The sequence below is a fragment of the uncultured Thermosynechococcus sp. genome, assembly GCF_937958135.1.
Classification (GTDB): Bacteria; Cyanobacteriota; Cyanobacteriia; order Thermosynechococcales; family Thermosynechococcaceae; genus Thermosynechococcus.
On the sequence record NZ_CALGOG010000007.1, the window covers coordinates 1 to 26,897 of the forward strand.

A 26,897-nucleotide genomic window follows, 5' to 3' on the forward strand; every position below is an offset into this window, starting at 1 on the left:
CCGAATGGCGGGACCAAAACCCGCTGCCTTACCGCTTGGCGACACCCCATTGCTTCGCTTTGTTAGCATAGCAAGTTTAGCGACTTTTGTTCAAGGGATGAGCTGATGTTTTTCGTGCCTAAATGCTGTAGTACAGGGGAAACGATTTTGCTTCCCGTGGCTTAATAAAGACCTGCTGTTGGGGTTCAAGGCGAAGCTCCTCAAATCGCTCCCGCGATAGGTGGGCCATCAATTCCTGCCCATCGTCTAGGCGCAGTTCCACTTGGATTTCCCAGCCGAGGTGGATGATGCGGTGAATGCGGGCTGAGACGGTATTCCCATTGGGACTGGTCTCAATAATGATGTCGCGGGGGCGCAGAAAGATATCGCAGTGGGGGGGAGTGCCTTCCGTTTCTTGAAAGACGCGGGAGCGCAGGACGTTCACCGGACCGATAAAGCTCATGACAAAGGGGCTGGCGGGATGGTCGTAAATTTCAGCAGGTGTGCCCACCTGCTCCACCTGACCTTTGTTCATGACCACAATCTGATCGGCGACTTCCATGGCTTCCTCTTGGTCGTGGGTGACGAATACCGTTGTGACATGGACATCGTCGTGGAGATGCCGTAGCCATGCGCGCAGTTCCTTGCGCACCTTGGCATCGAGGGCGCTAAAAGGCTCATCCAGTAACAGCACCTTCGGTTCTACGGCAAGGGCACGGGCAAGAGCCACCCGCTGGCGCTGTCCTCCCGATAGCTGGGAGGGGTAGCGATCGCCCAAACCAGTCAACTGAACCAACTCTAACAGTTCTTCAACTCGGGCTTTAATCTTGGCACGGGGCACCTTGCGCAGCTCTAGGCCAAAGGCGATATTTTGGCGCACCGTCATGTGCTTGAAAAGGGCATAGTGCTGAAAGACGAAACCAATATTACGCTCTTGAACACTTTGATAGGTAGCGTCCTTACCCGTGAGCAGAATCCGGCCAGTGTCGGGCATTTCTAAACCCGCAATCAGCCGCAGTAGGGTTGATTTGCCAGACCCCGAAGGCCCCAACAGCGCCACCAAAGAGCCACTGGCAATATCCAAATCCACCTGCTTGACCGCTTGAAAAGAGCCAAAGGACTTAGAAACGTTTTCAATGGTAATGCCCATAGCACTGCCAGCAATACTCTGGTTTCTCTATAAGATTACCGTAGTTTTGCAGCCTTGTGTCTTTGCCTATGCCTTAGTCAATAGTTCCTCCATCCATCATGGGTGCCACAATTGATTTGCTGAGAGACTTGTCATAGCACCTAGACGCTTGCTAAGATCATGAAGCCCTTTCAAGCCGGGATAGCTCAGTTGGTAGAGCAGAGGACTGAAAATCCTCGTGTCGCCAGTTCGATTCTGGCTCCTGGCATTGTAGGCTCGCCCCGTCTTGTTTCACTACTACCAAGTGCCACGGAAATTGTTGCCGCTCTGGGCCTCCTGCCGTTTTTAGTGGGGCGAAGCCACGAATGTGACTATCCACCCGAAGTGAAGGCATTGCCGGTTTGTACACGAGCGCGCTTAGATGCACAGCAGCCCAGTTTGGCCATTGAACAGGCGGTGCAAGACCTATTGCAATCAGCCCTGGGGATTTATGAGTTGGAACTGACCACTCTCCGATCCCTACAGCCCACCCATATCATTACCCAAGACCAATGCGATGTCTGTGCGGTTACCCTAGCGGATGTACAGCGGGCGATCGCCGAACTCTTTGATCCACCCCCCCAGTTGATTTCACTGCAACCCCATTCCCTGGCGGATGTTTGGCAGGATATTCGGCGAGTTGCTCTTGCCCTTGGGGTTTCTGCTGACCCCCTCCTGGAGTCACTGCACACCAGAATTCAGGCCTGTCAAGCATGGGTGAGCGATCGCCCGCGGCGGCAGGTGGTCACCATTGAATGGATTGACCCCCTCATGACCGGCGGCAACTGGGTTCCAGAATTGATTACCCTAGCGGGGGGTGAAAATGTATTGGGGACAGCGGGAAAACATTCCCCCTATATTGACTGGTCAACACTGCTGGCGATCGATCCAGAGGTGATCATTGTCATGCCCTGTGGCTTTGACCTCGAGCGCACCCGCCAAGAACTCCACCAAGCAGTGCACACCTCTCCCCGGTGGCAACAATTGCGTGCCCTGCAAAGCGGTCAACTGTACATTGTGGATGGCAATGCCTACTTTAATCGCCCCGGCCCGCGCCTAGTGGATTCCCTTGAAATTCTTGTGGAAATTCTCCACCCACCTCAAGAACTGAAGTTTCAGGGCATTGGTTGGCAGCGATATGCCCTAGCTGTGGCAGGATAGCCCATCAAAAATAATAAATCTGAAGAAAAGATAAAAATTTACCGTTGCAGATTTGGCTATTTCGCCTAAGATGGGGGAAACTCAACTGATCTCATTGATCCCCTGCCGTTGTCCCGAATACATCAATAGGCAAACTTCCTATGGCAATTGGTTATTTAGCACTGGTTTTGCATGCTCACCTCCCCTTTGTCCGCCATCCCGAGAGTGACTACGTCTTAGAGGAAGAGTGGCTGTTTGAGGCGATTACCGAAACCTATGTGCCCCTCATCTGGATGTTCGAGGGGCTAAAGCGGGACGGCGTGGACTTCAAAATCACCATGAGTATGACACCGCCGTTGATTTCAATGCTGCGGGATCCCCTGCTGCAGGAACGCTATGATCAGCACTTGGCAAAACTAGAGGAACTGGCGGAGCTAGAGATAGAGCGCAATACCCACAATGGCCACATCCGCTACCTTGCCGAGCACTATGCCCAAGAATTCAACCGCGTGCGGCAAACGTGGGAAAACTACGATCGCGACCTTGTCAAGGCCTTTAAGCAGTTTCAAGACACCAACAACCTGGAAATCATTACCTGTGGTGCCACCCACGGCTACTTGCCCCTCATGAAAATGTACCCTCAAGCGGTGTGGGCACAACTACAGGTGGCCTGTGAACACTATGAACAAACCTTTGGGCGTCCGCCCAAGGGCATCTGGCTACCGGAATGCGCCTACTACGAAGGCCTAGAGCGAATGCTTGCCGATGCTGGTTTGCGCTATTTCATTACCGATGGCCACGGTATTCTCCATGCCCGTCCCCGCCCTCGCTTTGGCACCTATGCCCCGATCTTTACCGAGACAGGGGTTGCTGCCTTTGGTCGCGATCACGAATCCTCGCAGCAGGTATGGTCCTCGGAAGTAGGTTATCCGGGGGATCCCGTCTATCGCGAGTTCTACAAGGACTTGGGTTGGGAAGCAGAGTACGAATACATCAAGCCCTACATCATGCCCAATGGCCAGCGCAAAAATACCGGGATTAAGTACCACAAAATTACCGGGCGCGGTCTTGGTTTAGGGGATAAGCAACTCTATGACCCCTATTGGGCGCGGGAAAAAGCCGCCGAACACGCGGCCAACTTCATGTTTAACCGCGAAAACCAAATTCGTTACCTGTACCACCTAATGCAGCGTCCGCCGATTGTCGTCTCTCCCTACGATGCTGAACTCTACGGCCACTGGTGGTATGAAGGGCCTTGGTTTCTGGACTTTCTCTTCCGCAAAGTTTGGTTTGACCAAGACACCTTTGCCATGATCCACCTGGCAGACTATCTCCGTGCCCATCCCACGCAGCAGGTGTGCCGTCCTTCCCAGTCTAGTTGGGGTTACAAGGGCTTCCATGAATACTGGCTCAACGAGACCAACGCTTGGATTTATCCCCACCTTCACAAAGCTGCCGAGCGGATGATTGAACTGGCCAAGGGAGAGCCGTGGGATGAGCTGAGTTGGCGTGCCCTCAACCAAGCAGCGCGGGAATTACTGCTTGCCCAATCCTCAGACTGGGCGTTTATTATGCGCACTGGCACCATGGTGCCCTATGCAGTTCGCCGCACCCGTAGCCACCTGATGCGCTTCCACAAGCTCTACGATGACATCAAGGCACGAAAGATTGATGCTGGTTGGCTGGAAAAGGTGGAAGCCATTGACAATATCTTTCCGCACATTAACTATCGGGTCTATCGCCCCTTGTAGTCAGGGCAATACTTAAAGAACGCCAAAGCCTTTGCGTTTCTTTTGTTTCTTGGCCTTTTTAGGCGTCTGAGGGCGTCCCCCACGACCCATTGGGTTCATGCCCGGCATCCCCATTCCCGGAAAGCCCCCTTGACCCATCTGCTGCATCAGCGATCGCATGCGTTGGAAATCACTGACCAACTTTGTGACATCGGCCACTTGGTAACCCGAACCTTTGGCAACCCGTTCACGGCGACTGGGGGAGCTAGCGAGAAGTTCAGGATTACGGCGTTCTTCACGGGTCATGGAGTTAATCATGGCTTCCGCCCGCTTGAGTTGCACTTCCCCCTGCTGGAGTTGCTCCGTTGAGATTTTGTTCATGCCGGGAATGAGCTTCATAATTCCCGCAAGGGAACCCATATTTTTAAGTAGGCGCAGTTGTTTAAGAAAGTCATCAAAGTCAAACTGGGCTTCGAGAATTTTGCGGGACATTTTTTCGGCATCGGCCAAGTCCACTGCCTCTTGGGCTTTTTCCACAAGGGTAAGGACATCCCCCATCCCTAAGATGCGAGAGGCCAAACGATCCGGATAAAAAGGCTGGAGCGCCTCGACTTTTTCACCGACCCCAATAAACTTGATGGGTTGTCCGGAAACTTGGCGCACCGAAAGAGCGGCACCGCCGCGTGTATCCCCGTCTAGCTTGGTAAGAATGGCGCCCGTAATCCCCACCTGCTCATGGAAGGCACGGGTGAGATTGGCTGCCTCTTGCCCGGTCATTGCATCCACCACCAAGAGGATTTCGTGGGGTTGCACCGCTTCCTTGATGGCAACCAGTTCTGCCATCATCTCGGCATCAATTTGCAGGCGCCCCGCCGTGTCAATAATCACGGTATCCACACCGAGTTCTTTGGCCTTGGCCACTCCTTGGCGGGCAATTTCCACCGGGCTAACTCCTGTGCCCAGCTCGAACACGGGTACGTCAATTTGTTTACCGAGGGTGATCAACTGGTCAATGGCAGCGGGACGATAAACATCGGTGGCCACCAAAAGGCTGCTGCGCCGTTCTTTGCGCAGGTACAGGGCGAGCTTTGCTGTAGCTGTGGTCTTCCCCGTTCCCTGTAAACCTGCCATAAGAATAATCGTCGGTGGCGGCTCTACGTGAGCAAGGGGACTGTGGGATTCCCCCATTACCTCAACGAGGGCATCGTAAACAATTTTGATAAATTGCTGATCGGGACGAACGCCGGCAATGACCTCCGCGCCGATCGCCCGCTGACGCACATTTTCAATAAAGTCTTTAGCAACTTGGAGATTGACATCGGCCTCCAATAGGGCACGGCGCACTTCCCTAAGAGCTTCTTGGATATTGTTTTCCGTAATTTTGTCTTGACCGCGTAGGGTTTTCCAAGCAGATTCAAGGCGTTCAGCAAGGGCGTCAAACATGGATTACAGCTCAAGGGGCAACAATAGTAATTAAATTAATTGATCTTAGGGGATCTATCCTAGCAAACCGTCCCTCACAAAGAGTCTTTGCACCAGATTCAAGAAAACAACCGTAAGTTGTAATCCCCGGCAAAGTGAGCACCGAAAGTCAACTGTATCCCCTAGGCTTTCACGGTAAGATAAATAGATAAGGGCTAGAAGCTTTTTTCTATAAGGTTCTATGGGGACTGCCTACTAAAGGCGCTGATCGGCGGGAGGTGTCCGATGCTGGTGATCCTCACCCAAAATCAGATTTTACCGTCACAGTCTGTGTGTCAATCCTGCTTGTTTGCCGATCGCCAAGGTCAACCCCGCTGGCAAGCGGGTCAGCTCCGATGCGGGGCACCCCTAGGGAGTACTGCCGAAGCGGGATGTCAGCACTTTCGCTGTCAAATGGGATTTCACTTAGTGGCGGTATCAGAGTTGCCCACTCCACTAGAGCAAGACCCCTGAAGGAGATCGCTGAATGGTTTCTGGCCAAGGGACGGCCATGACCCTTTATTCAACCCTTCTTACAAGGGGTGCGATTGCTCCTAGCGGGAGAGCTACAATACCGCCAAAAACCCCTCAACAGTTGATATTTAACATTGGCGCCACATTTACCGTCTATGGTGCCGCTGAAGGTACCGCGCGGGTCATGCCCTTCGATATTCTGCCGCGTGTCATTCCAGCCCAAGAGTGGCAAGCGCTTGAACGGGGTCTCAGGTAACGCATTGCGGCGCTGAATACATTTATTGCCGATGTCTATGGCGATCAAATGCCCACTGTACCCACATCCCTATTGCCTAGCCCACCCTTTCGCTGTCGCGCGTGCCTACCCTTCTGGGAGATGAAATCGTGGGCTGCCATATGGACTTACATATATTCCGGACGGCAAGGAGATTGATGTCCCTCCTGGTGGCCTGATGGGGATGGCAATGTAGCGTGGCTCATTGGTGGTGAATTCGTCCCAAGGGGAGGGAGCAAGGAGAGTTGGTTACTCAATGAGTAGAGCTGTCTTGTGGAAACATAGGATGCTAGCGGTAACGCACCACCTATGTTAAACAATTATTAGCTATTAGCCAACGCTGATCGGTGAACTTAGCCTAAACTTGCTGAGGTATTGAAGGAATTTAAGCGCATGAATGAATTTGAGACATCCCCCCCCACAGAAACCACCCATACGGAAAAGCCTATTTTTGAACCAACGCCGGCGCCAGCACCCCTAGCGGAACGGGAGCAGACCACAACCCCCCAGGCAGGTGGTCTCACGGATGAACAGTGGCAACAGGCACGGGAAAAACTCTACTGGCTCCTCACCGTCTTCCCCGATCAGGTCAGTGCATTTCTAGGGGAATACAAGCAACCCCTGCGCACCCTGCTGATTATTCTTGCCACCATTCCCTTTGTGGCACTGGCGGTTGCTATTCTAGAGGTGGTGAACGCTATTCCCCTCTTGGAACCAACCTGTGAACTGGTGGGCTTTGGCTATACGTGCTGGTTTCTCTATCGCTATGTCCTCTTTGAGTCAGGCCGCCGCGAATTGGGTCAAAAGATCAACGAGTATAAAGCTCGCATCCTGGGAAGTGAAAGCGGCAGTTCTTCCTAAGGGAATTCATGCGGCTGCACTACCTCCAGCACGTGCCCTTTAAGACTCCCGCGTACATTGCACAGTGGGCGATCGCCCGTGGTTTAGTTATCTCGATGCAGACGAGTCGCTCCCAGCTTTGACTTAGTGCGCGGCAAGCCTCGCTCTACCGCTGCGTGGGCACAAGCTAACAGGCCGGGGAGGATGTCAAGGTGCTCCATTGGCACAGCAATGTGTTTAGCCTCCCCCCGAAGGCAATTCCCCTTGCCAAAAGTGCCACCTGTCCGCAGCAGGGATTCCGTTGGGGCGATCGCGTTATTGGTCTTCAATTCACCTAGAAGTGATCCCCGCCGGCCTTGGGGAGTTAATTCAGCACTGTCAGCACGAGCTGGTGCTTAGTCCCTACATTCAATCAGCGACAGCAATTGAAGCCCAAGCGCCACAAACAGCCCTTTTAACCCCCTATCTGGAACGTTTACTTGACCGCTGGATTGGGCAGTGATCATTACTAGTCGGCAGAATCCCTTGGTGCGCTCGATCCGCAAGCTGCACCACCGCAAATATCGCCAAGGGCACTTGCTTTTGGAGGGCACTCACCTGCTACAGGAAGCCCTAGCCGCCGGCTACCGTTTTTCAGTGGTTTGCTACACGGCGTCTTGGCAAGCGAAGCAATCCTCAGCATTTTGGCAACAGGTTCTCCACAGGAGCGATCGCGCCGTTGAAGTCAGTGATGAAGTGCTTGCCGCCCTTTGTACAACAATAACCCCCGACGGCGTGATAGCTGTAGTCAACTATGTTCCTTCCTCTACATTGCCCCTAAAGGGGTTAGGCCTGTGTTTAGTGACACTTCAGGATCCCGGTAACTTGGGAACGATTATTCGTACTGCTGCCGCAGTGGGGGTTGAGGGACTATTGCTGACTCCCGATTGTGTGGACATCACCCATCCAAAAGTGTTACGTGCCAGTGCTGGCCAATGGTTTCGCCTACCCATGCAAACCGTTACCGATGGCTTGGCAACTCTCAAGGCCTACCAAGCCCAAGGATGGCAAGTTGTCGTCACACTCCCAACCGCACCGCTGATCTACTGGCAAGCGGATTTTCGTCAACCCACGTTGCTCGTCATGGGAAATGAGGGCCAAGGGCTGCCCCCGGCCTACCATGACACTACATTTACTGCGGTGCGGATTCCTCAGAAACCAAACGTCGAATCCCTGAATGTAGCGATCGCTACAGCAGTGCTCTTGTACGAAGTCTATCGTCAACGCTGGTTGGACTAAACCACAAAGAAGTTGAGAACGCCCACCACCAGCACCAGGGCAATCCATAGCCCGGAGCCAAGGAAAATTAACTGCTTTGAGCGATCCCAGTCTTGGGGCGAGGCAAAGGCCACTGGCACACCCACCACCATCACAAAGGACAGGATGACAAGGGCAGCAAGAGCCAGTTGAAACAGAATCGTCATTGTTGCTAACTCCCAAATCTTATCAGCGGCAATAGTAGCGAAGTGGCTACCTCTGAAGTAGCATTATCTCCCATTTCTTGACCCTAAACTACTGCCAGCCCTGATCTAGCCACGATCGCGGATCGACGCACTCGCCATTGACATAGAGTCCCCAGTGGAGATGCGGCCCTGTGGAGGCACCCGTATTGCCCACAGTGCCAATGACTTGCCCTGCCTCCACCATCTGTCCCTCTTGAACGCGAATTTGATCAAGGTGCAGGTAAATCGTCAGCACCCCTTGTCCGTGATCAATACCCACGGTGTTGCCGTGGATGAGAAACCCTTGGGATTCTCGCCCCACTAAGGCTACACGTCCTCGCTGAGCGGCCACTACAGGTGATCCCTTTGGCCCTGCATAGTCAACGCCGCGGTGGAAGTAATCCCTGGCAAAAACGCCGTTGTAATAGCGCCGCACGCCGTAGGGTGTGGTCACAGGCCCACTGTTGGGGCGACGAAAGGCACCTCGCCAGAGTTTTTCAGGCGTAACCAAAGCCTTAAAGGCCTCCACCCGATCAAATTCAAAATCGGTTCCTGAGGAATCTTTGCCCGGCGGCAGCCAAATGCGTTGCACAGGAAACGAGCGATCGCCCACCCACAGGAACATATTGCGGGTTTCATTTCCTGCCCGAACCACCAATGAACGGCGACCCGCTGGCTGGAGCGGTGTTGTGGCCACAAAAGCCCGCCATTGCTGTGGGCCAATGGAAAATACCGGCAGGGCTTTGCCGGCTACCTCGACAGTCGGCTGCTCTGCAGCGTTGACCACAATGGCGAGCGTATCTCCCAAAGTAGCGCGATCGGGACTCACAGTAACCGTGAGGGGAATGGTGACCTGACTACTGGCGGGCACAACAGTGAGGGTGACGATGGCGGGTACCAGCCAAGGCAGGAGGCGATCGCGCATAGTTTTAGCAGCCAATGAGACCCAAGAATAGGGGGCAGTGTTCCAAGAAGTTCACTTAAGAAAGCCGCCAGTCAATTTGCCGACGGCTGTACCACTAGCCCCTGATTTTAAGACACCTTAACGGCGGCGGGGCACTTTCGCTAAGTAGTCAATATCAGCTGCGCGCAATTGTTGAGCATAGCGCGCCTTGGGTGCGATCGCTGCTGCCAAATCGCGGTATTTGCGCGGGTCGCCCTCCGGCAGTCGCCGCTCTTGGAACTTGCGATCGTAGAACTTCTCCAAGGTAAACCGCCAATCGGTCTTGGTGGTGCCTACTTTGTCGCGATATTCAAAGCCATAGCGCGGTGTCACAAGGTTAAAGGGACGCCCCTCCATCCGCTTGCGCTGGTAGGGCACCGTAAAGTCCCCAAAAGCATTGGTGTATTCCTCACTGTCGAGGAGGGCATCCACAAAACCATGGAAGCCAAGGGTGCCGATCTTAATTGACCAGGCAATTTTTTCCTCGTTGTTGTAGGCACTGCGCCCCAAGAAACGCCGCAGACAGACATCCACCAAGCGGTAGTTGTCGTTCACCGCCACTACCGTATTGTAGAAGCGCTCCGATTTTGCCAGACCGCGAATAAAGTCCCGCACGGTAATCACCCGATTCACCAATTGGGACTCTAGGGTGACCTGACGATTAAAGGCTAAGGTGGCGTGCTCACTGAAGACCTGCCGATAGCAGGCCCAGATCACCTCGCGGATTTCCGGGTAGGAAGTCGCATCCTCAAGACGATAGATATAGGGGGTATCTTCGTTTTGATCGGCAATGCCAAAACTAGCGACGCGGTGGTTTTGAGTCGTGGGCTTGTAGGCGAGTAGAGGTAAGTCCATGGATCTCTCCCAAGTTAAAGAGTGAAACAACAGCTAGAATAGCTAGCGCAGCGGAAAGGGGGCTGTGGGGTTAATTGAAACGGGCACCTGCGGGCGATCGCGCCGAGTCATATCGGGGATTTGCACATTGGCGGTGGACACCGGCTTGAATTGCAGCGGTGTCACCTTGACCGACCGTGCCATCTCCAAGAAATTGCGAATGTCGCCCCACTTGTAGCGGCTGCTTTCTAACTTATCGCGCCAGTAGTCACTATAGCGAGGCGTCACTAGGTTAAAGGGGCGATCCTTATACCGGCGCCGCTGGTAGGGCACGGTGTTATCGCCAAAATTTTGCGTATATTCGTCACTGTCCACAAGGGTATCCACAAATTTCTGCCAACCATCGGTGGCAATGCGAATAGACCACGCCAGTTCTTCTTGTTTATTGTAGGGCGCCCGCCCAAGGAGCCGCTTCAGGGCGATTTCCACGAGGCGATAGTTGGAGTTGGTCTCCACCACCAAGCGGCGGAACGTCTCCGATTTGGCCAAGCCGCGAATAAAATCCCGCACCGAAATAGTACGGTTGGCCAGTTGTGACTCCAAATGGGGCTGGCGGGTACTTTTGAGGACAACATGTTCGCTGAACACTTGGCGATAGGCAGCCCAAATCAGTTCATCAATATCCGACTGATCCACTGCATCCTCTAAGGAATAGCGCCAAGGGGTTTCTTCATTGGGAACCTCATAGCCCGGTACCCGTTGATTTTGGGAACTGGGGGGATAGCTCAGCAAGGGAATCGTCATGGCTTACACCTTTGGTTGAGAGGGTAAATAACGGTAGGGCAAGGCAACAGGCACAGGTTTGACGGGGGTAGGTGGCAAATCCCGCTCTTGGGCTGTGTTAGGCACCTTCACCAAGCTTGAGGTAGCCCGTGCCACATAGCGTTGAGTCTCAAGTGTCGGCACCACAATTGAACGCGCCATAGAGAGGAAATTGGCCGGAATCGCCCCTCGGATAATTTGCTTGTCGAGTGGCCCTGTGGCGTAGTAGCGCACCTGATAGTAAGAACGGCCACTGAGGGACATTTCCTTGTTGCGCCAGTAGTCGCTGTAGCGGGGATTAACAAGGTTAAAAGGACGCGCCATGCGCCGCCGCCGTTGGTAGGGGACAATGTCGGCACCAAAGTTTTGCTGGTACTCTTCGCTGTCCACAAGGGCATCAATAAATCCTTCTAGGCCACGGGTGGCTAAAATAATTGACCACGCAATCTGCTCTTGCCGACCATAGGTGGGGCGGCCAAGGAAGCGCTTAAAGGAGAGATCCACAAGGCGGTAGTTGGAATTGACTGCCGCTACTTGCTCTCGATAGACCGCTGACTTACCCAAGCCACGGATGAAATCCCGAACGGAAATGGCACGGTTGCGCAGTTGGGATTCTAGGAAAGGCTGGCGGTAGGAGGCCAAAATCAGGTGCTCACTAAAAATTTGGCGATAGGCTGCCCAAATTAAGGCATCCACGTCTGCGGCATCGGTGGCATCGGTGAGGCGGTAGATGACCGGATCATCCTCGGCGGGGACTTCATAACTGACCACCCGCTGGTCAAGGGTTCTGGGCTTCACAGCCAGCAAGGGTAACGACATAACTTTCCAATCCTTTTAGATGTGCATGGACAGATAGTCCCTCTGGAGGGCAAGCTGACAACGGGAACGCACCACAATGTCGGGGTCGCGATCGCCCAAGTGCTTCAGGAGTGAACACACAGCCTCCCGAAGAGCACGGGCAGCCGCCTGCTGATATAAGTGGTCAAGGGCAACGCCCACAGCATAGCGAACTGCCCAATCCGCTGCTTCACTGTTGCGCTGAAGAACCGTGAGTGCTTCCCTTAATTGAGCCTCTCTTGCCGTCTCCTCAGGAATTAACTGCCAGCGCAGCGTTCCCAGGGCCTTGGTCGCCGCACGGCGAACACTGGGGGCAAAATCCGACTGCGCAGCAGCCAATAAGACCCGCAGGGCGGCGGGATGACCAATACTTCCCAAGACACGCACCCCATAGGCACGGGCACCGTAGTTGTAGCCATCCAACTGGGCCAGCAGTGGCTCGACCACGGCATCCCCAAGGGCAATGAGGCCTTCCACAGCAGCTTGGGCAGCGGCGGGGTTGTTGTACCCCAAAACGGCAATCAGCGTCGGAATGGCAGCGGTGTCTTTCTGTTGGGCAAGCTGAATCACAGCCTCGCGAAGCGCCGAGGCAGAGGAGGCCGTCTCAACGGCATGGATATAGGCAAGGAGATTACTCACAGCAGTTGATCCAATCCTTGAAAAAGGGAGAGGGTCTGTTCCGCCGGGGCAGCCTGATGTAGTTGCTTGCTGAGGATGCCGTGGAGGGCAATGAGCTTAAAGCTGGCCTCAACACCCGCCTGCAAAATGGCCTCTGCTGCGGGCAGATACCCCATTGCTCCCAGATCGAGAAGCGCTGTCCGCCGCAGTTGCACATCCTCACTTTCGAGCGCTGCCAAGAGGCGATCGCCATATTCCGCTGCTCCCGTCAGTTGAAAAAGTGCCCGTGCAGTGGCCAATTGCACTCGCGGCATCTCATGGGTCAGGAACGGCTCGATCAGGGGAATTGCTTCGGTGGCACCGAGCTGACCCAAGCTTTCCATCACAGCTTCCACCGGCTGCACCAGATGAGGGCGACCGGGCACTGGCCGCGCCATGGCTACACCACCTTCTAGGAGCGCTTGCAGGGGCGCGATCGCTCGGGGATCTCCCAGTTGACCAAGAGCAATGGCCGCGGCTTCACGGACATAAAAATCCTCGCAGTGCAAGCACTCAATTAAGGCAGGGACGGCTTGGCGATCGCCCAACCTGCCCAAGGCACGGGCTGCATTTCGCCGCAGGGGGTATCCCCCCAATTCCGTGCGATCGGCCTCATCGGCCAAAGCCCCAATCAAGGCATTGACAATGGCCTGCCGCTCTGCTGCCGTTGCCGTTTCCAAACCAAACTTTCCCAACCACCATGCCGCGTAGTAGCGGAGACCGGGATCTGTCCCCTGAAGCTGTGCCAGCATTTGGGGCACTGTAAGCTGTACCGGTTCGGAGACCGCCGTCATTCCCTCTCCCGACATCAATACTTACGAGGCAACCACTGGGGTAATGGAAACGATTTTGCCCCCCATGCGGGTAATGCGCTGCATCTCTTCATTCATGCGGTTGTAGGGCACCGTAATAAAAGTACTACCGCTGCGGCGAATTGGAAACCCCATTTTGTCGGTTTCTTCGTTTTGACGCAGACCCACAACCTCGTAGCGGAAAACGCGAGCGCCGGAGGGACTAAGGGCAGCACTTCCAGACGCAGTTTGACCAAACATGACACCTGACTCCCAATCTCAAAAGAACGCTAAGCAAAATTTCTAGGCAGGATTGACACTGATAATGCGAGCACCTGTGCGCTGAAGCTGCTGCATTTTGCTCGACAGTTGCTCATAGGGCACCAAGAAAGCGGTACTGCTGCGGCGCACCCCCGGATAGCCCGGTTGGCGAATGCCCGCCACTTCAATGCGATAGACGCGGCCACTTTCACCAAAGGAACCACCCAAGCAAGCCCGTGGGGGAACATCGGCACTGGGGGTGTAGTAGGCAAAGGCAGTATCGCTACTCGAAGGCGGCACCACTGTATTGGGACGGTTGGTGGCCAAATCCCGTGCTAGGCGGGACATCCTGCCTTCTGCTTGGGCGCGATCGCTATTGGCATAGCCGCGATAGAGACGAAACATGCGGTTAAAGCCAACGGTTTTTTGCCCCGGCTGGGTATTAAAGCCACGATAGTAGGGCACTACCCAATCCCCAAAGCTATTGGTGTACTCAGGGGAATCAATGTAGGAGTCGATGTCGGCATCAAAACCCTCATTTTCATATAGATCTAGGTGAAAGATCACTTCCGACTCATCGTAGGGTGCCCGCCCCAACAAATGCTTATAGTTCAGTTCAATGACACGGGTTTGAAAATTGCCGTAGAGAAACTTCTCTTTGTAGAGTTCCGACTTGGCCACTGCGCGCACAAATTCCCGCACGGTAATTTTGCCATTGCGCAACAGTGACTCCGCACTCACCAAACGCTCCGATGCCATGATGTAGTCATTGCCTAAGACCTGACGGTAAACGGCACGGATGACCGTCTCTAGATCTTCCTCGCTCCAGTTGGCACGCAGCTCCACTCGCGGAGCATCACTGAAGGCGGAGGTACCCAAGCGCGAAGCAGCAGCAGTAATAGCCACGGTACAAACTCCTAAAATATCAAGGGTACAAACAAGCCCGGTGTTGTAAACAAAGGGTCAGCCCAACGCCGACAACATCTGCTTACCTCACCGGGCAACAAAAGGAAACGCCTATTAGCTGAGGGCGTTAATGGCGTAGTCGATGTAGGCGTTGGCTTCCACCGCAGCTTGGCCGGTCAAGCCATGATTGGCTTTGATGTATTTCAGAGCCTCGATGTACCAGCTTGGGGAAAGATCAAACGTGCTGTTGATTTCCGACAAGCCAGCAATGAGGTACTCATCCATCGGACCGGTGCCCCCCGCAACGAGGCAGTAGGTCACCATCCGCAGGTAGTAGCCAATGTCACGGGCGCACTTGGCTTTGCCTTCGGGGGTCGAGGCATACTGAGGGCCTTGCATAGTGGTGGTGTAGGGGAATTTTTGGTACACCGCTTGAGCTGCGCCGTCAATCAGGCTCTGAGCATTGTTGGTCAGGGCGCGAGCGGCTTCCAGGCTGGCCACAGCGCGCTTGAAGCGACCGTCAACCGCTTGCAGTTCGGTGTTGCTCAGGAAACGACCTTGGGTATCGGCGGCGGCAATGGCTTCAGTAATCGGCGTTCTCATGGATAAAGTATCTCCCTAAAAAGTGTGCGTGTTCAGAACGGTCAAAGTTAAAGAATGTCAAAGGTGTGTTAGGCAACAGCGGCAGCGGCACGGTCAAAGTAGCCAGCAATTTCGGACATTAGGGCGCTGCAATCGCCAGGGGTGATGCCGTTGGGATCATTGGCGATCGCGATCGCCGCCTCTTTCATTTTTTGAATGGCCACCGCCACGGAGGAACCGGGCGTACCGAGGGCTTGGTAGGTTTCGCGCAGACCGTTCAAGCAGCGATCATCGAGCACGCTGGAGTCACCCGCCAAAATGGCGTAGGTCACATAGCGCAAGATGATTTCCATATCGCGCAAGCAAGCAGCCATGCGACGGTTGGTGTAAGCGTTCCCACCGGGTTGGATCAGTTGGGGTTGCTCTGCAAACAGGGCACGAGCAGCGTTGGTAACAATTGTGGAGGCATTGCTGGTGATGCGGTTAACGGCATCCAGACGCTTATTGCCTTCTTTCACCAAGTTGGACAGGGCATCGAACTGGGCGTTGGTGAGGAATTCACCGCGGGCATCGGCCTGAGCGACAACTTTGGCAAATGCATCTAGCATGGATCAATTCTCCTTAAAGTTTGTTAAAGAAGTGAGACCTTCTTGACATTCCTAACCCCAGAGATGAGGCAGGATTCTTAGGGGGCTGATCGGCAACTCCCTAAAGGCTGTGCCAAGCAACCTGAGAGCGACCAAGCTGATCCTTGGTGTGTTTTTAACAGACGCGCAACGCTCTTGGGCGTGCCGGAAAGGTCTAACGGTCACTGATGGGTTGTTCCGCAAAGGAGTCTAGGAAACAACAGCAGTGTTGTTAAACCCTTCCGCTATTTCTTATACAATGCGGTGGGAAACCTGTTTCGCCGTAGTTATTAATTTGTAAAATACTTTTGTGAGATAAATTAAGGTTCTGGCGATCGCCATAAAATTAGTGCGATTTATCCTAAGTTTTTCCTAAGTTTTGTGAAGTTTCTTTAACATTATTCTCAGGAAGTGACGATCCCCATGAGTGAACCGTTGCAATTTAGCTTATTTGACACTCCCCCAGAGGCAGAATCTGCGCCAGCAACGCCCCTCGATGCTGCCACCTACGATCAAATTCCCCTGCGCGCCGAGGTGCCTATCCCTGCCGGGACCTACCGTGACTTGGAAGCACTGGCGGCGCATTGTCAGCAGTGTCAGCGCTGTGGCCTAGCAACCACCCGTACCCATGTGGTGATTAGCCGTGGCAATCCTACCGCCAAGCTGATGATTATTGGTGAAGGCCCTGGCCAGTCAGAGGACGAAACCGGCCGCCCCTTTGTGGGCAAGGCGGGGCAACTCCTCGATAAAATCCTTGCTTCGGTCAATCTGGACAGTGAACGGGATGCCTATATTTGCAACATTGTGAAGTGCCGTCCCCCCGGCAACCGCGTCCCAACACCAGTTGAAGCAGCAGCCTGTTTGCCCTATTTACTGGAGCAGATTCGCTTGGTGAATCCCCGCATTATTCTGCTGGCGGGGGCCACGGCTGTATCTGGCTTACTGAAAGATAATCGGGGAATTACTAAAATTCGGGGCCAGTGGATTGAATGGCAAGGACGCTGGTGTATGCCCATTTTCCACCCGGCGTATCTATTGCGCAATAACTCACGGGAGCCGGGCAGCCCTAAGTGGTTAACCTGGCAGGATATCCAAGCGGTGCGCGATCGCCTCCGCCAACTCGATTCTTAGATTACTCCTGACGGGGGGGATGTTCCTGTAGATAGCGCAGCCAAAGTTCCGAAAGTTCCCGCGCCTGCTGCTCCTTCTCATTAATAATGTGGTACATTCGCCGCGGCCGACCGCGACCTTCCACCTTCTTCCAATAACCGCCAATAATCCCCTCATCCTCTAGGAATTTGAGGGCACTGTAAAGAACTGTATCGGAAAGGCGATACAGGGGATACTCGTTTTCAATGGCTTGGATCAGCGCCGTGCCATAGGAATCCCCCTTTTCCACAAGGGTATAGAGCACATAGCACACGGCAACTTCCTTGCTCAGGTAAACTGGCGGTGGCTGGCGGAAAAAGGTGTAGATATCTTCTAGTTTCATAACCTTATCCTCAGCAATGGACTACTGTCCCCGAAAGCTCTTCAGATTATCAGAGGATTTGGATGCAGCTCTGTTGCTCCAAACGCTGGGAAACACAAGGACTCCCCCCTTAATGTCAGTACTTTCCTCTGGCCTCATATTGCGCATGAAAGTCACTAAGTATTTATCGCTACCAAGACTCCAATCTTGTCTTGCAGCCCTTTTCTTAAATATCGGGTAGAGAAAGGAAAGAGAATTCTCTCCCCTATGGGCTTTCACGATGTTGAGCGTGTGTCATTTTTGTGAAAAGGGCTGTACTTCTGATTTTAGGAAGTTTGAGAGAAAAGTGTTCTTTGCATCATAGAGTCCGCAGTTAGCAAAAATCAAGTCATGGACTTGTTGCAGATTGATCTTAAGGGCAATCGTGAGCAAGATTTCTTAACAAAAATTCACGATGAATCTGCCAGCGTCGGCCATTGTGCACCAGCAGTGTTAGGTGAGATACCCAACAGCGGGCAGCAAAGGATTGTTCTTGAAAGTCTGCCCAAGCATGGTGAAAGTTTTCCTTGGTTAAGTCCCGAAAGGCAATTGTCATGTGGGGGGTAAAGGGGTGCCGTTGCGTGGGGGGGAGGTTCAGGGGCTGCGCTACTGCTTTGACGAGATCCGCTTGTAGGGTCTTGAGCGCCGGAGTCGGTGCCACGTGAATATAAATGACGCGGGGAGGAAAGGCGGCAAAGCCGTCAAGGATCAATTCCACCGGAGCGGCTTGATGGGAAAAGGCTTCTAGGGCTTGCTCAAGATCTCCTACCCCTGCATCTGGCCACCAAAAGGGGGGATAGAGGGTGACATGGGGGGGAGAGCGCAGTGCCGCTTGGCTCTGGTAGCGATCGCAACAATACTGCTTGAGACGGGTCACCTGCTCCTGAATTTTGGCATCGGGCAACAAAGCAATAAAGTAATGCCGCCGCTTCATTAGCGTTGAGCCACCATTGTCCAATGGCGATCGGAGGTGAGCGTCACTTGCCACTGCCGCGGCAGTTGCGGCAATGTTCTCACAACATTACTCATTTCCATCAAAGTTAGCGCCGCATGGAGGGAAGCGGCAAAGAGTTGCCGCTGTTCAGGGGTGTCCTGACCAGCATACTGGTCAACGAGGGCTTGCAGGTCAGCCCCTGTGTTTGGACGACACAGATCACGGATAAAGAGGGTTCCTTGGGGACGCAGCACCCGCAGCATTTCTGCCAAGGCAGGTTGAGGATTGGCTAAGTGATGGATAAGGCTATTGCTGATCACCACATCAAAACTTGCGGCAGCAAAGGGCAGGGCTTTGGCATCCCCTTGAATAAAGCGCAATTGGGGACTATGGTGCCGCGCGATCGCCAGCATAGCCGGACTGAGATCAATTCCCGTCAGTTGCCAATGGGGATAGCGTTGGTGCAACACTTGTAGAATCCGCCCTGTCCCCGTTCCCACATCCAAAACCTGGAGGGGTTGCTCAACATTGGGTAAAACGGCGGCTAGATCTTCACAGAAGGCGATATTGACAGCAGTAAAATCCATTGCGTCGTAGGCAGCAGCCGTTTCTGGCGTCTCCATGACTTCCGGTTCTAAGATACGTTGCAGAGTCATAGAGAGTGCCTATAGACCTGTGGCCGATCGCCCCTGCTTGGGTAAGCGCACAAAGACAAAGTAGCTCAAATAGAGCATGTAAATTACAAGGCCAACCGCTGCAAAGAAGCCAAGGGTACCGGCGCGGGCTTGGGGGTGAAAAATCTCCTTGAACATCAGGGGTGGCTCTAGCCAGACTTGGCAACTGGGGGTCTGAACGGCACCCGCCACAAACGCACAGTGTAGATAAAAGGTCTGACCTAGGGCGGCAAGGACACAGTAGAGCGTGATTGCCCAGCGCCAACTACTAAAGACTTGACCTAGGAGGTCTTGGCGATCGCTAATTTCCTCATTGAGATCGACCCAAAACCAGAGGCTAATGGGAATCAGGACCAAAGCCATGAATCCTGTGACATAGGCTACTGGCCACTGCGGCATCATCAAATACACCGTAATCGCCAAGAGGCTGGACACCCGCCAGTAGATAATCAGCAGTTGAGTAATGGCCGGCACGTTTTTAGCCGTTGACCACAGGAGCAGGATCAAGGGAATGACCACCGTAAAGAGGACTGCAAGGCGGTAGTCCATCCACACCAGCGATCGCAAAAGTTCCAAGGACATGACAGGCCACTCACCCAAGGGCAACGGTTCTATTATTAGGGATTGCCTTCACAGGGCACAAGGCACTAAAGGGATCGCACCCGCTCATACCAACGCATGAGAATGGCCGCTAACTTTCGGGAATCATGGCGCACTGTGGGTGTGGATTCATCCATCACATCGGCTAAGATTAGGCGGCAGTTTTGGCGGGCAAGTTCCTCGCGATCAATGGCCACAGGTGCACTGCCCTGCTGCGCATAGCGTTCAAGGTGAGCAGCACTGGGGGGATATTTTTGCACCAGCACCGCATCAAACAGGCGATCGCCCGTCACAGCATCGAGAGCGCGCACATGATCACTGACGGTATAGCCCTCGGTCTCCCCCGGCTGCGTCATAATGTTGCAGACATAGACACAGGGGCATTGGCGCTCCGCCAGGGCTTGGGCAATTTCAGGCACCAAGAGATTGGGAATAATACTGGTGTAGAGGCTACCAGGGCCAAGGATAATGTAGTCGGCTTCGCGCAGGGCTTGAATGGCTCGCGGCAAAGCTTTGGGGGCAGGGGGCGAGCAGCCAATTTCTACAATTTTGCCGCGGGCGGCCGTAATGTTTGATTCCCCGTGAATCAAGCGACCATCGGCTAGGCGTGCCCACAGGGTCATATCCGTCAGCGTGGCTGGTAGCACCTGACCGCGAATAGCCAAGACCGCTGAACTGGTGGCGATCGCCTGCTCCAGATCACCTGTGATATTCGTCATGGCCGTCAGGAATAAATTGCCAAAGCTGTGCCCGGCCAAGCCGTCTCCGGCTTCAAAGCGGTACTGAAAAAGCTCGGTGACGATTTTCTCTTCATCTGCTAGGGCTGCCAAGCAGTTGCGAATATCCCCCGGCGGCAGCACCCCAATTTCCCGCCGCAGTCGTCCAGAGGAGCCGCCATCGTCGGCCATTGTTACAATGGCAGTGATATTGGAACTATAGAGCTTCAGTCCGCGTAGGAGCGTTGACAGCCCCGTCCCACCACCAATGGCAACAATTTTCGGTCCTCGCCCCAAGCGCCGATGGATAAGGAGTCGCTCCACAAGGGTTTTATCGTCCTCTGGCAGGAGGACTTCTGTAATCGAACCCAGAGTACGGGCATACCCCCAAGCAATAAGTGCTAAGCCCCCAAAGAGGAGCAAGGGGCCACTGACATAACTCGGTACAAAACGAGCCACACTCTGGAGAAACTGCTCCAGAAATTGCAAAAAGTAGAAAATCGGGGTGAGGTTAATGCTAATGGCAAAGCCAAGGCTGGCTAGCAAGACACCCACCGCACTGATGAGCAGCCATCGTTTGACCAGTAGCCCAGGGAGAAGCCATTGAGACCACAGACGGATTTTCCGACGTGCCGGACGCAGCTTTGCTGAGAGTTGTTGAGCCTTATTCGCTCTCCTCATCCGGATCGATACCCAAATAGGTTTTGCTGAGATAGCGAGCAAGACGCCGGAGGGGGTTAGCTATCCGTTTTTTGTGTTCAGCGTGCTCCCTATTGACAGGAACGCCTAGAATTTCTGAAAATTCATCATCACTCATTTCCCCTGCCTGATGTTGAGCAAAGGAGTCTATCACCTGCACTAGTTCCTCAGTGGAAAATTCAAAGCCATGCTGACTGGCAAAATCCACCACTTTCGGCGCCATTTCTCCCCGCAGCGCTGCTAATTCTTCGGCATCCAGTTCGGCAGCCCCACTAATGTTGCCATCGCCTACCCCCAGAAGGTTTTCCAATTCGTCCCGCAGTTTGGCATCCTCCGCGGTCTTTTGCATGAATGCTAGCACCTGTGCCGTGGCCATAGGCCTCCTTCCCCTGCTCAGTTGATGTCTGCACAAACCGATTGGATTATAGCATTCTCTGGCGAGAGCATTTTTAGGCAACACTTTTTAAGAATGGCACCTCCACGACTTGGGCAGCGACCTTCTCTGGCGTATGCAGCGTTAACCCCACACCGCCCACTTTGGTGCGCACATAGCCGAGGCCAAAAGCTCCCCGCTTGAGGGAGGTACAACTCGTGAGCAGCCCCACTTTTTCACCCTCCAAGAGTAGGGGGGTAGGTGGGGTGACTGCCGCACTTAATTCCAGACCCCAAAGATATTGTTTGACGCCTTGATAGGTCTTTAGGCGAGCAATTGTTTCCTGGCCAATATAACAGCCCTTGTTAAAAGAAATGGTGTGCCCCAGCCGCGCTTCGAGGGGGTTGTACTCTTCTGTCAGTTCGGCATCGGCAGCGGGGCGACCCTGACGAATGCGCAGGTGCTCCCAGTCGGCATCAGTAAGTTGGGGATAGGGATCGAGTAAATTGGCAAGGGGGCGATCGCTCCAAAGGGTCAAACCGGGAATGACGAGGCCACTGGTGGCCGCAAGGGTTAGGGGAGCACCTTCGTGGCTAATAGTGACGTGATCATAGGCATTGGCCAATGCGCCTAGGCCAAACTGGGCAGTAATTTTTTCAGCGGCATCCCCAAAAACCCGATAGCAGTGGCTCTCAGCGGTGCGATCGCTCACCTGAACATCGTCCCCAAAGAAGATGTACTTATCAAACCATTTCAGGAGAAACTCGCGGCGCTGCGGAGATACCAAGAGATCCACCCACTCTTGATGAACAAGGAGGGTGGCAAGATCAAGGGTGCGAGCGGTCGAGGTCAGGAAAACGGTGTCAGCCCCTTGGCCGGGTTGCAAGACAAGGCAGTTATTGGAGCTTTGATTGTGCAAAAACTTCAGGCGATCGCGCCCCGTGAGGCGTAGGCGTCCCCAATGACTGCAATCATAGACTGCACCACCTGTAGAGACCGTTTCCAGAAGATCTGTCATTCTTTTACTCCCAAAAGAAGTAAGTCCCGCTCAAGGAGCGATCGCACCGCCGCAAGATTCAACTCCGGTTGCTCAGCTAATAACTCAGCCACGGTTTTTTGACCCGTCGCATCGGTTAGAAATTGCTGCTCAGCAGGCGTGAGGTGAATCACCTCATAGTGGCAGTTGAAGACGCAGGCTCCCGGCCAACCCTCCAAGCAGGGGTGGCGCCACGGCAGGGCAGCCAAGAGTCCGGCATCGTCGGACCAATCGTGACGGGGCAGCGGCGGCTTGGCCAAGAAGAACTCAAAGTGAGTCATTGCCTCAGGGTCAAGGCATTCAATGAGCTGATACTGCTGAATGGGGGTCAATTGCTGTGCCCGTTGCAACAGTTCCGGCTGAGTGCCCAACAATCGCTCCAGCCGCCAGACTTGGGGATTGGAAAAGCCAACAAACTCCAAGCCAGAGGCAGCAATCAGCTCAAAGAGGCTGGCGATCGTGTAGTCAATTTCTTGGGGGTGCACATACATATCGGCAAAGCATTCATCCCGCTGATTGTCAAGGCTCCAGCGTTCCTGCTCGCGCTTTTTCAGACGATTATTCGCGGGCAATGCAGCAAAGAGCTGCCGACCAATGGCCACCCCTTGGCGATAGTTGTGGCGATCGCGCCCCAAAAGGAGGGCAATAGCCTGCTGCATCAGCTTAATTTCCCAGCGACCGCGTTCCCCATAGACAAAGATATGCAAAATACCACCGGGGGCAAGAACATTGGCCAGCGCTTGAATCCCCCGCTGGGGGTCTGGCAGGTGGTGCAGTACGCCGACGCAGTTAATCATCTGAAACGCCTGCCCCAATTGAGCCACATCCTCTAAACTCAGGTGGTGAAATTGCACGTTGGTAGCGCCGGAGCGGCGGCAGCGTTCCTGGGCAATTTCCAAAGCACCTTCACTGACATCTAAAGCAGTAATCCTTGCCTGCGGATTCAAGTGGGCTAGGTACTCTGTTCCCACACCGGTGCCGCAGCCGGCATCGAGGATGGCCACGTCCAATCGGGAGGGATAGCGTCCTGTGCAAAAGCTATAGGCTGCCGGCCAAGACCAGCGCCAGTTGTACCCCGGTGGCGGTTCATCGAGCAGGGGTGCTGGGGGAAAGGGGTAGGTATTGTACAGTTGCCGCACAGCAGCGGTAATTTCAGCCGCCGAGGTCATGATTGCTCCCTTTGAGATAAGCGTCGTAAGAACTCGCGGGTGGTGGCTTCTGGGTCAGCCGCTTCCATAATGGCGCGGACAACGGCCACCTGAGTTGCCCCTGCTTGAATAACGTCATCAATGTTACTCAGGTCAATTCCCCCAATGGCAAACTGGGGCATCGGCGCGTGTTTGCGGGCGTACTGGAGATAGTCAAAGCCAACAGCCGCTTTGCCGGGTTTGGTGGGAGTGGCAAAAATCGGTCCTACACCGACGTAGTCAGCGCCTTCGGCAATCGCCCGCTCCAGTTCTTGGGGATTGGTGGTCGAGCGTCCCACCAGGCGATCGCGCCCTAAAATTTGCCGAGCGAGTTCCATGGGAATATCTGTCTGTCCGAGGTGCACCCCATCGGCATTGGCACCGACGGCAATATCCACGCGATCGTTTACTAAAAACAGCGCCCCATAACGCTGGCAGAGGGCCTGCAATTGACGAGCCGTAGTCAAGCGAGTGGCATCATCGCTGGTCTTGTCCCGATACTGCACAAGGGGCAATCCACCCTTGAGAGCTGCTTCAACCACTGCCAACAGGCGATCGCCGGGGGAAGTGACAAGGTAAAGTTTTGCCTGCTGTAGTTGCCGCAGCCGAGCATGGCGCGGGCTGAGCCTCAGAGCTTGCTCCAGAATATAAACGCGATAGCGCAGCGCCTTGGCGGTTTCACTCAGCTCAGTATTGGTTAATTTAGCGTATTCCTCAATTACCCGCAGCGCTTCTTGGACGCGGGCAAAATTAGCGGTGAGCACCTCGCTGAGGGTCTGGCGATCGCGCTCCTGCGGATGACTCAAAGCCGTCCCCGGATCCTGATCCGTTTGTCGTGCCGCCCGCAACTCTGGGGTATGGTAGCGGCTGAGGGTTTGGCGCAGATCTTTACATTCGGCACTCAGGGCAACCTCTTCGCAGCCAAAGCGGCACCATTCCTCGATCACCCGCAGACCTTCGCGGGCACGGTCAAGGTTGGCATCCAGAATTCGCCGAATGCGTTGCCCCTCAAAGCCGGGAGCTAAATTTTGCATAGGACGTCCGATCTCCCCAGAAAAAAATCAGCATAGTTTTGTTTATCGTTCATCGGCATTGTTGATAGAGCAATGAAGTCCCTGATGAGTCGTTTCCGCATTCACTGCCAGCCGTGGTTGAATCCCCTATGTTTGATCCTAATGGGTTGGGGGACGCCCGTATTGGCGGCAGAACCGACTCCCATCCCCGTACCCCCGCCAGAGGTGAGTACCGCGCCAATTCCCAGCCCGCGGCCTCAGCGACTTGACAACTCCCTCGAACGATTGCCGGTTCCAGGCATACCCATTCCAATGGGATTTGTGGGCAATAACCCAGCCGTGAACCAACTGCCGCCACCGCCGCAGGTTTCTGAAGCAGAGGGGGGAACGCCGGCACCTGTCACCCCCAGAACGCGATTTCGGGTAATTGTACTTGATTTGCGAGAGGACGATCTGGCCAACCAAGAGCGCCTGCGATCGCTCGTCCCCGACGTGATACCCGTTACCCTCGGCCAACGCCGTGCTCTGCAAGTGGGCAGTTTCCAAAACGAGACCAATGCCAGCAAAATGCGCGCCTTTATGGAGGTCAATGGCTTCCGCGCTGAAATTCAACGTCTCCCCTAAAGTCCTCTAGGCCAATTGGGAATATCGCGAAGGGGGCTAAAGGTTATATTCCTGACGCCTCCTCCCGTCAAGAAAGTGAACCCCCTGCTAGAACAGTCAATTTTTCATACGCTTGGAAAGTTAGGAGCAATGGCCACAGGAGCAGCTGGCTGAAGAGACGCCATCGCGATATGCGTCTAATCTGTGATGCTATTGTTGAAGGTGCTAATTCGGTTGACTAGCTCAGGTTTTTCATTTGGTCTTTACTCGACTACCTGCCCTCGAGAATCGTATTTCTTTGTTAAAAACTGACTTTGTATTTTTACTGACTTCTTTAATGAATAAAGAACGCAATGAAATTTTAGCTTTACCTATATATGAAGCGGTGGAAATCATTAAAGCCGATCTAAATGAGGTTATGGAGTATAAACACCTTGTAAGGAAGCCAACTTCCAAGATAAATATAAACGGTACAATATATGATATTTTTGAACCCTCACATCAAAAACAATATATTGGCGATGTTGCTTCACCTTCACAGACGAAGGAAGCTTTTTGTGATGCTTTGAGGTCTCTCAATGCCTTTCAGTACATTGGAAATCCCCCCAATTTCGTTTCAAATGTTTTGTCTCCTTTTTCCCGTTCAAATATTAATGAGTTGGTTGAAATCAGGAGCCCATATCGCTTGCCTAATAAAGCAATCGAGGCGTTTAGTCGTATTTTCCCTGATGCAGTTGTAGGTGCGATTTACGATGGCATTCGTTCTTTGCTTTTTCTGGACAATGTAAGCGAGTCTGGTTTAAGACAGTATCAGCAAATACTAAGTAATCTCCGTATGGAATGTTCCTCACAAGATCAATAGTCTTATTTCTAAGATTTTATCCTCGTTGCGTTTGTCTATTTTTCGCCCCCGCTCTAAGTCCCGAAAAGTTCTCCATAGAATCTTAAATACTTCTGAGCAAGGATATTTTATTATCAATAACTTTAATCTTCCACCTATCTCTATCTATCCCTTTTCACTGTCTCGATTGGATAAGCGCACTTTGATCTTATTTAATGATCTGGCTCAGAATAATCGGCACTTGGAAAATGTAATCTTTGGTGCACCTATTCTCCGTGCACCAATGCCTTTTCAGAGCCACGGTTTGCAATTACTTACCTTTGAAGGACTAGGCTTAATGATATTTGTCGTCCTAGATTTAGATTGCTCCCTAAGAAGTTTGAATTTCTTTTTATGGGAAAATATTCCCTCTGATTACGAAATGGCCTTATACTCCGTGATTACATTTTCATACGGTCGGTTCTTTTGCAGAATTATAAATCACTTAGCTCCCCTCAAAGATAATTTAACTGATGAATTTCAACCGATTTCTCTACCCAGCATGATCTCTGACCCCCTTTTTTCTTTACGCCACATTCCCTTACTTCTTACCATCTCTATTCATCAAATGGACTACACTCTCTTTGAAATAGAGAGAGTGATCCTTTCGTCTCTTCTTGGTATGATGTGAAATTTAACCGAGGTAGACGTAGGCCCAGCGAATGAAGTGTTCTGTAACGTGATAGGGTGTTAAGCCGGTTAGTTCGCGGAGTTTTCTCTTGAGCGACGGCCAGTTCGTTTTCTTGGGATTCTTGAGATTGTAGTATTTTGCAAACGCCTCCCTGGCTTCCTCGATTTTCTGTTTTTTAACAAGGACATTGAGTAACGGGTTGAGCATATCGCGCTCCATCCTTGCGAAGATGTTC

Annotated in this window: 34 protein-coding genes and 1 tRNA gene; 12 read left to right on the forward strand and 23 right to left on the reverse strand. The window is 53.3% G+C overall.

Annotated features, from left to right (window positions below; translation table 11 throughout):
• Positions 1-118 precede the first annotated feature (118 nt).
• Positions 119-1,129, reverse strand: coding sequence for a TOBE-like domain-containing protein (locus Q0711_RS00945; protein WP_298614313.1), 1,011 nt, complete (start codon positions 1,127-1,129; stop codon positions 119-121).
• A gap of 174 nt (positions 1,130-1,303) precedes the next feature.
• On the opposite strand from Q0711_RS00945, the gene Q0711_RS00950 reads away from it, so the two are divergent.
• The 3 genes from Q0711_RS00950 to Q0711_RS00960 all read left to right on the forward strand — a co-directional run bounded on the left by Q0711_RS00950 (position 1,304) and on the right by Q0711_RS00960 (position 4,038).
• Positions 1,304-1,376, forward strand: a tRNA-Phe gene (locus tag Q0711_RS00950).
• Positions 1,376-2,308 carry a cobalamin-binding protein gene (locus Q0711_RS00955; protein ID WP_299041334.1) on the forward strand — a complete coding sequence of 311 codons (933 nt, stop codon included), beginning with the start codon at positions 1,376-1,378 and terminating at the stop codon, positions 2,306-2,308. The genes Q0711_RS00950 and Q0711_RS00955 overlap by 1 nt, the downstream gene beginning before the upstream one ends.
• A 140-nt stretch (positions 2,309-2,448) precedes the next feature.
• Positions 2,449-4,038, forward strand: a complete 1,590-nt coding sequence (locus Q0711_RS00960; protein WP_298614315.1) for a glycoside hydrolase family 57 protein — start codon at positions 2,449-2,451, stop codon at positions 4,036-4,038.
• Positions 4,039-4,050: 12 nt separating this feature from the next.
• On the opposite strand, the gene ffh is transcribed toward Q0711_RS00960, so the two are convergent.
• Positions 4,051-5,460 carry a signal recognition particle protein gene (gene ffh, locus Q0711_RS00965; protein ID WP_298614322.1) on the reverse strand — a complete coding sequence of 470 codons (1,410 nt, stop codon included), beginning with the start codon at positions 5,458-5,460 and terminating at the stop codon, positions 4,051-4,053.
• A 264-nt stretch (positions 5,461-5,724) separates the two neighbouring features.
• Here ffh and Q0711_RS00970 point away from each other — a divergent pair, with 264 nt between their 5' ends.
• From Q0711_RS00970 to Q0711_RS00995, 6 genes are all read left to right on the forward strand, one after another.
• Positions 5,725-5,952 carry a hypothetical protein gene (locus tag Q0711_RS00970; protein ID WP_298614324.1) on the forward strand — a complete coding sequence of 76 codons (228 nt, stop codon included), beginning with the start codon at positions 5,725-5,727 and terminating at the stop codon, positions 5,950-5,952.
• 13 nt (positions 5,953-5,965) lie between these two features.
• Entirely contained in the window at positions 5,966-6,208 is a 243-nt protein-coding gene (locus Q0711_RS00975) for a hypothetical protein (RefSeq protein WP_298614327.1), read from the forward strand.
• A 411-nt stretch (positions 6,209-6,619) separates the two neighbouring features.
• Positions 6,620-7,087 carry a CAAD domain-containing protein gene (locus Q0711_RS00980; protein WP_298614329.1) on the forward strand — a complete coding sequence of 156 codons (468 nt, stop codon included), beginning with the start codon at positions 6,620-6,622 and terminating at the stop codon, positions 7,085-7,087.
• A gap of 191 nt (positions 7,088-7,278) precedes the next feature.
• Entirely contained in the window at positions 7,279-7,404 is a 126-nt protein-coding gene (locus Q0711_RS00985; RefSeq protein WP_298614331.1) for a hypothetical protein, read from the forward strand.
• On the forward strand, positions 7,368-7,568 hold the full coding sequence (locus Q0711_RS00990) for a hypothetical protein (RefSeq protein WP_298614333.1): 201 nt from the start codon (positions 7,368-7,370) through the stop codon (positions 7,566-7,568). Before Q0711_RS00985 ends, Q0711_RS00990 begins: the two co-directional genes overlap by 37 nt.
• Entirely contained in the window at positions 7,568-8,344 is a 777-nt protein-coding gene (locus tag Q0711_RS00995; RefSeq protein WP_366142462.1) for an RNA methyltransferase, read from the forward strand. The genes Q0711_RS00990 and Q0711_RS00995 overlap by 1 nt, the downstream gene beginning before the upstream one ends.
• Here the strand turns inward: Q0711_RS00995 and psbZ are convergent.
• The 11 genes from psbZ to Q0711_RS01050 all read right to left on the reverse strand — a co-directional run bounded on the left by psbZ (position 8,341) and on the right by Q0711_RS01050 (position 15,788).
• Positions 8,341-8,529 (reverse strand): photosystem II reaction center protein PsbZ, encoded by a 189-nt coding sequence (gene psbZ / locus Q0711_RS01000; RefSeq protein ID WP_298614337.1) that lies wholly within the window; start codon positions 8,527-8,529, stop codon positions 8,341-8,343. The genes Q0711_RS00995 and psbZ overlap by 4 nt on opposite strands.
• Before the next feature lie 88 nt (positions 8,530-8,617).
• A complete protein-coding gene (locus Q0711_RS01005; RefSeq protein WP_298614339.1) occupies positions 8,618-9,472 on the reverse strand; it encodes a M23 family metallopeptidase in 855 nt (284 codons plus the stop codon).
• Between the two features lie 117 nt (positions 9,473-9,589).
• Positions 9,590-10,345, reverse strand: coding sequence for a phycobilisome rod-core linker polypeptide (locus Q0711_RS01010; protein ID WP_298614341.1), 756 nt, complete (start codon positions 10,343-10,345; stop codon positions 9,590-9,592).
• A 42-nt stretch (positions 10,346-10,387) separates the two neighbouring features.
• Entirely contained in the window at positions 10,388-11,128 is a 741-nt protein-coding gene (locus Q0711_RS01015; protein ID WP_298614343.1) for a phycobilisome rod-core linker polypeptide, read from the reverse strand.
• A gap of 3 nt (positions 11,129-11,131) precedes the next feature.
• The gene (locus tag Q0711_RS01020; protein WP_298614344.1) at positions 11,132-11,965 is read right to left on the reverse strand and encodes a phycobilisome rod-core linker polypeptide; all 834 of its coding nucleotides are present in this window, start codon (positions 11,963-11,965) and stop codon (positions 11,132-11,134) included.
• A gap of 15 nt (positions 11,966-11,980) precedes the next feature.
• Positions 11,981-12,622: a HEAT repeat domain-containing protein gene (locus tag Q0711_RS01025; protein WP_298614346.1), complete on the reverse strand. Its 642-nt coding sequence runs from the start codon at positions 12,620-12,622 to the stop codon at positions 11,981-11,983.
• Positions 12,619-13,449, reverse strand: a complete 831-nt coding sequence (locus Q0711_RS01030) for a HEAT repeat domain-containing protein (protein ID WP_366519073.1) — start codon at positions 13,447-13,449, stop codon at positions 12,619-12,621. Before Q0711_RS01030 ends, Q0711_RS01025 begins: the two co-directional genes overlap by 4 nt.
• A 6-nt stretch (positions 13,450-13,455) precedes the next feature.
• Positions 13,456-13,692, reverse strand: coding sequence for a phycobilisome linker polypeptide (locus tag Q0711_RS01035; RefSeq protein WP_149818199.1), 237 nt, complete (start codon positions 13,690-13,692; stop codon positions 13,456-13,458).
• A 42-nt stretch (positions 13,693-13,734) separates the two neighbouring features.
• On the reverse strand, positions 13,735-14,598 hold the full coding sequence (locus tag Q0711_RS01040; RefSeq protein ID WP_298614351.1) for a phycobilisome linker polypeptide: 864 nt from the start codon (positions 14,596-14,598) through the stop codon (positions 13,735-13,737).
• A 114-nt stretch (positions 14,599-14,712) separates the two neighbouring features.
• Entirely contained in the window at positions 14,713-15,201 is a 489-nt protein-coding gene (cpcA, locus tag Q0711_RS01045) for a phycocyanin subunit alpha (RefSeq protein WP_299041327.1), read from the reverse strand.
• Positions 15,202-15,269: 68 nt separating this feature from the next.
• Entirely contained in the window at positions 15,270-15,788 is a 519-nt protein-coding gene (locus Q0711_RS01050; RefSeq protein ID WP_298614355.1) for a phycocyanin subunit beta, read from the reverse strand.
• Between the two features lie 441 nt (positions 15,789-16,229).
• On the opposite strand from Q0711_RS01050, the gene Q0711_RS01055 reads away from it, so the two are divergent.
• Positions 16,230-16,937 carry a uracil-DNA glycosylase gene (locus Q0711_RS01055; protein ID WP_298614357.1) on the forward strand — a complete coding sequence of 236 codons (708 nt, stop codon included), beginning with the start codon at positions 16,230-16,232 and terminating at the stop codon, positions 16,935-16,937.
• A gap of 1 nt (position 16,938) precedes the next feature.
• Here the strand turns inward: Q0711_RS01055 and Q0711_RS01060 are convergent, their stop codons facing one another.
• The 9 genes from Q0711_RS01060 to Q0711_RS01100 form a co-directional block, all read right to left on the reverse strand.
• A complete protein-coding gene (locus Q0711_RS01060; protein ID WP_298614359.1) occupies positions 16,939-17,298 on the reverse strand; it encodes a PadR family transcriptional regulator in 360 nt (119 codons plus the stop codon).
• Positions 17,299-17,689: 391 nt separating this feature from the next.
• Positions 17,690-18,250: a 2'-5' RNA ligase family protein gene (locus Q0711_RS01065; protein ID WP_298614361.1), complete on the reverse strand. Its 561-nt coding sequence runs from the start codon at positions 18,248-18,250 to the stop codon at positions 17,690-17,692.
• Positions 18,250-18,906 carry a class I SAM-dependent methyltransferase gene (locus Q0711_RS01070; protein WP_298614363.1) on the reverse strand — a complete coding sequence of 219 codons (657 nt, stop codon included), beginning with the start codon at positions 18,904-18,906 and terminating at the stop codon, positions 18,250-18,252. Before Q0711_RS01070 ends, Q0711_RS01065 begins: the two co-directional genes overlap by 1 nt.
• 9 nt (positions 18,907-18,915) lie before the next feature.
• Entirely contained in the window at positions 18,916-19,506 is a 591-nt protein-coding gene (locus tag Q0711_RS01075) for a DUF3177 family protein (RefSeq protein WP_298614365.1), read from the reverse strand.
• Positions 19,507-19,571: 65 nt separating this feature from the next.
• On the reverse strand, positions 19,572-20,921 hold the full coding sequence (locus Q0711_RS01080) for a gluconeogenesis factor YvcK family protein (RefSeq protein ID WP_366142451.1): 1,350 nt from the start codon (positions 20,919-20,921) through the stop codon (positions 19,572-19,574).
• Positions 20,905-21,315, reverse strand: a complete 411-nt coding sequence (locus tag Q0711_RS01085) for a hypothetical protein (RefSeq protein WP_298614367.1) — start codon at positions 21,313-21,315, stop codon at positions 20,905-20,907. Before Q0711_RS01085 ends, Q0711_RS01080 begins: the two co-directional genes overlap by 17 nt.
• A 73-nt stretch (positions 21,316-21,388) precedes the next feature.
• A complete protein-coding gene (locus Q0711_RS01090; protein WP_298614369.1) occupies positions 21,389-22,330 on the reverse strand; it encodes a folate-binding protein in 942 nt (313 codons plus the stop codon).
• Entirely contained in the window at positions 22,327-23,517 is a 1,191-nt protein-coding gene (locus tag Q0711_RS01095; protein ID WP_298614371.1) for a class I SAM-dependent methyltransferase, read from the reverse strand. Before Q0711_RS01095 ends, Q0711_RS01090 begins: the two co-directional genes overlap by 4 nt.
• The gene (locus Q0711_RS01100; RefSeq protein ID WP_298977355.1) at positions 23,514-24,569 is read right to left on the reverse strand and encodes a thiamine phosphate synthase; all 1,056 of its coding nucleotides are present in this window, start codon (positions 24,567-24,569) and stop codon (positions 23,514-23,516) included. The genes Q0711_RS01095 and Q0711_RS01100 overlap by 4 nt, the downstream gene beginning before the upstream one ends.
• 84 nt (positions 24,570-24,653) lie before the next feature.
• On the opposite strand from Q0711_RS01100, the gene Q0711_RS01105 reads away from it, so the two are divergent.
• Both Q0711_RS01105 and Q0711_RS01110 read left to right on the forward strand, forming a co-directional pair.
• Positions 24,654-25,172 carry a hypothetical protein gene (locus Q0711_RS01105; protein ID WP_298618072.1) on the forward strand — a complete coding sequence of 173 codons (519 nt, stop codon included), beginning with the start codon at positions 24,654-24,656 and terminating at the stop codon, positions 25,170-25,172.
• Between the two features lie 277 nt (positions 25,173-25,449).
• Complete coding sequence (locus Q0711_RS01110; RefSeq protein WP_299041330.1) at positions 25,450-26,013, forward strand: hypothetical protein; 564 nt, start codon at positions 25,450-25,452, stop codon at positions 26,011-26,013.
• A gap of 652 nt (positions 26,014-26,665) precedes the next feature.
• Here the strand turns inward: Q0711_RS01110 and Q0711_RS01115 are convergent.
• Positions 26,666-26,897, reverse strand: a 232-nt coding sequence (locus Q0711_RS01115; protein WP_299041332.1) for a hypothetical protein, incomplete at its 5' end; no start/stop codon positions are given.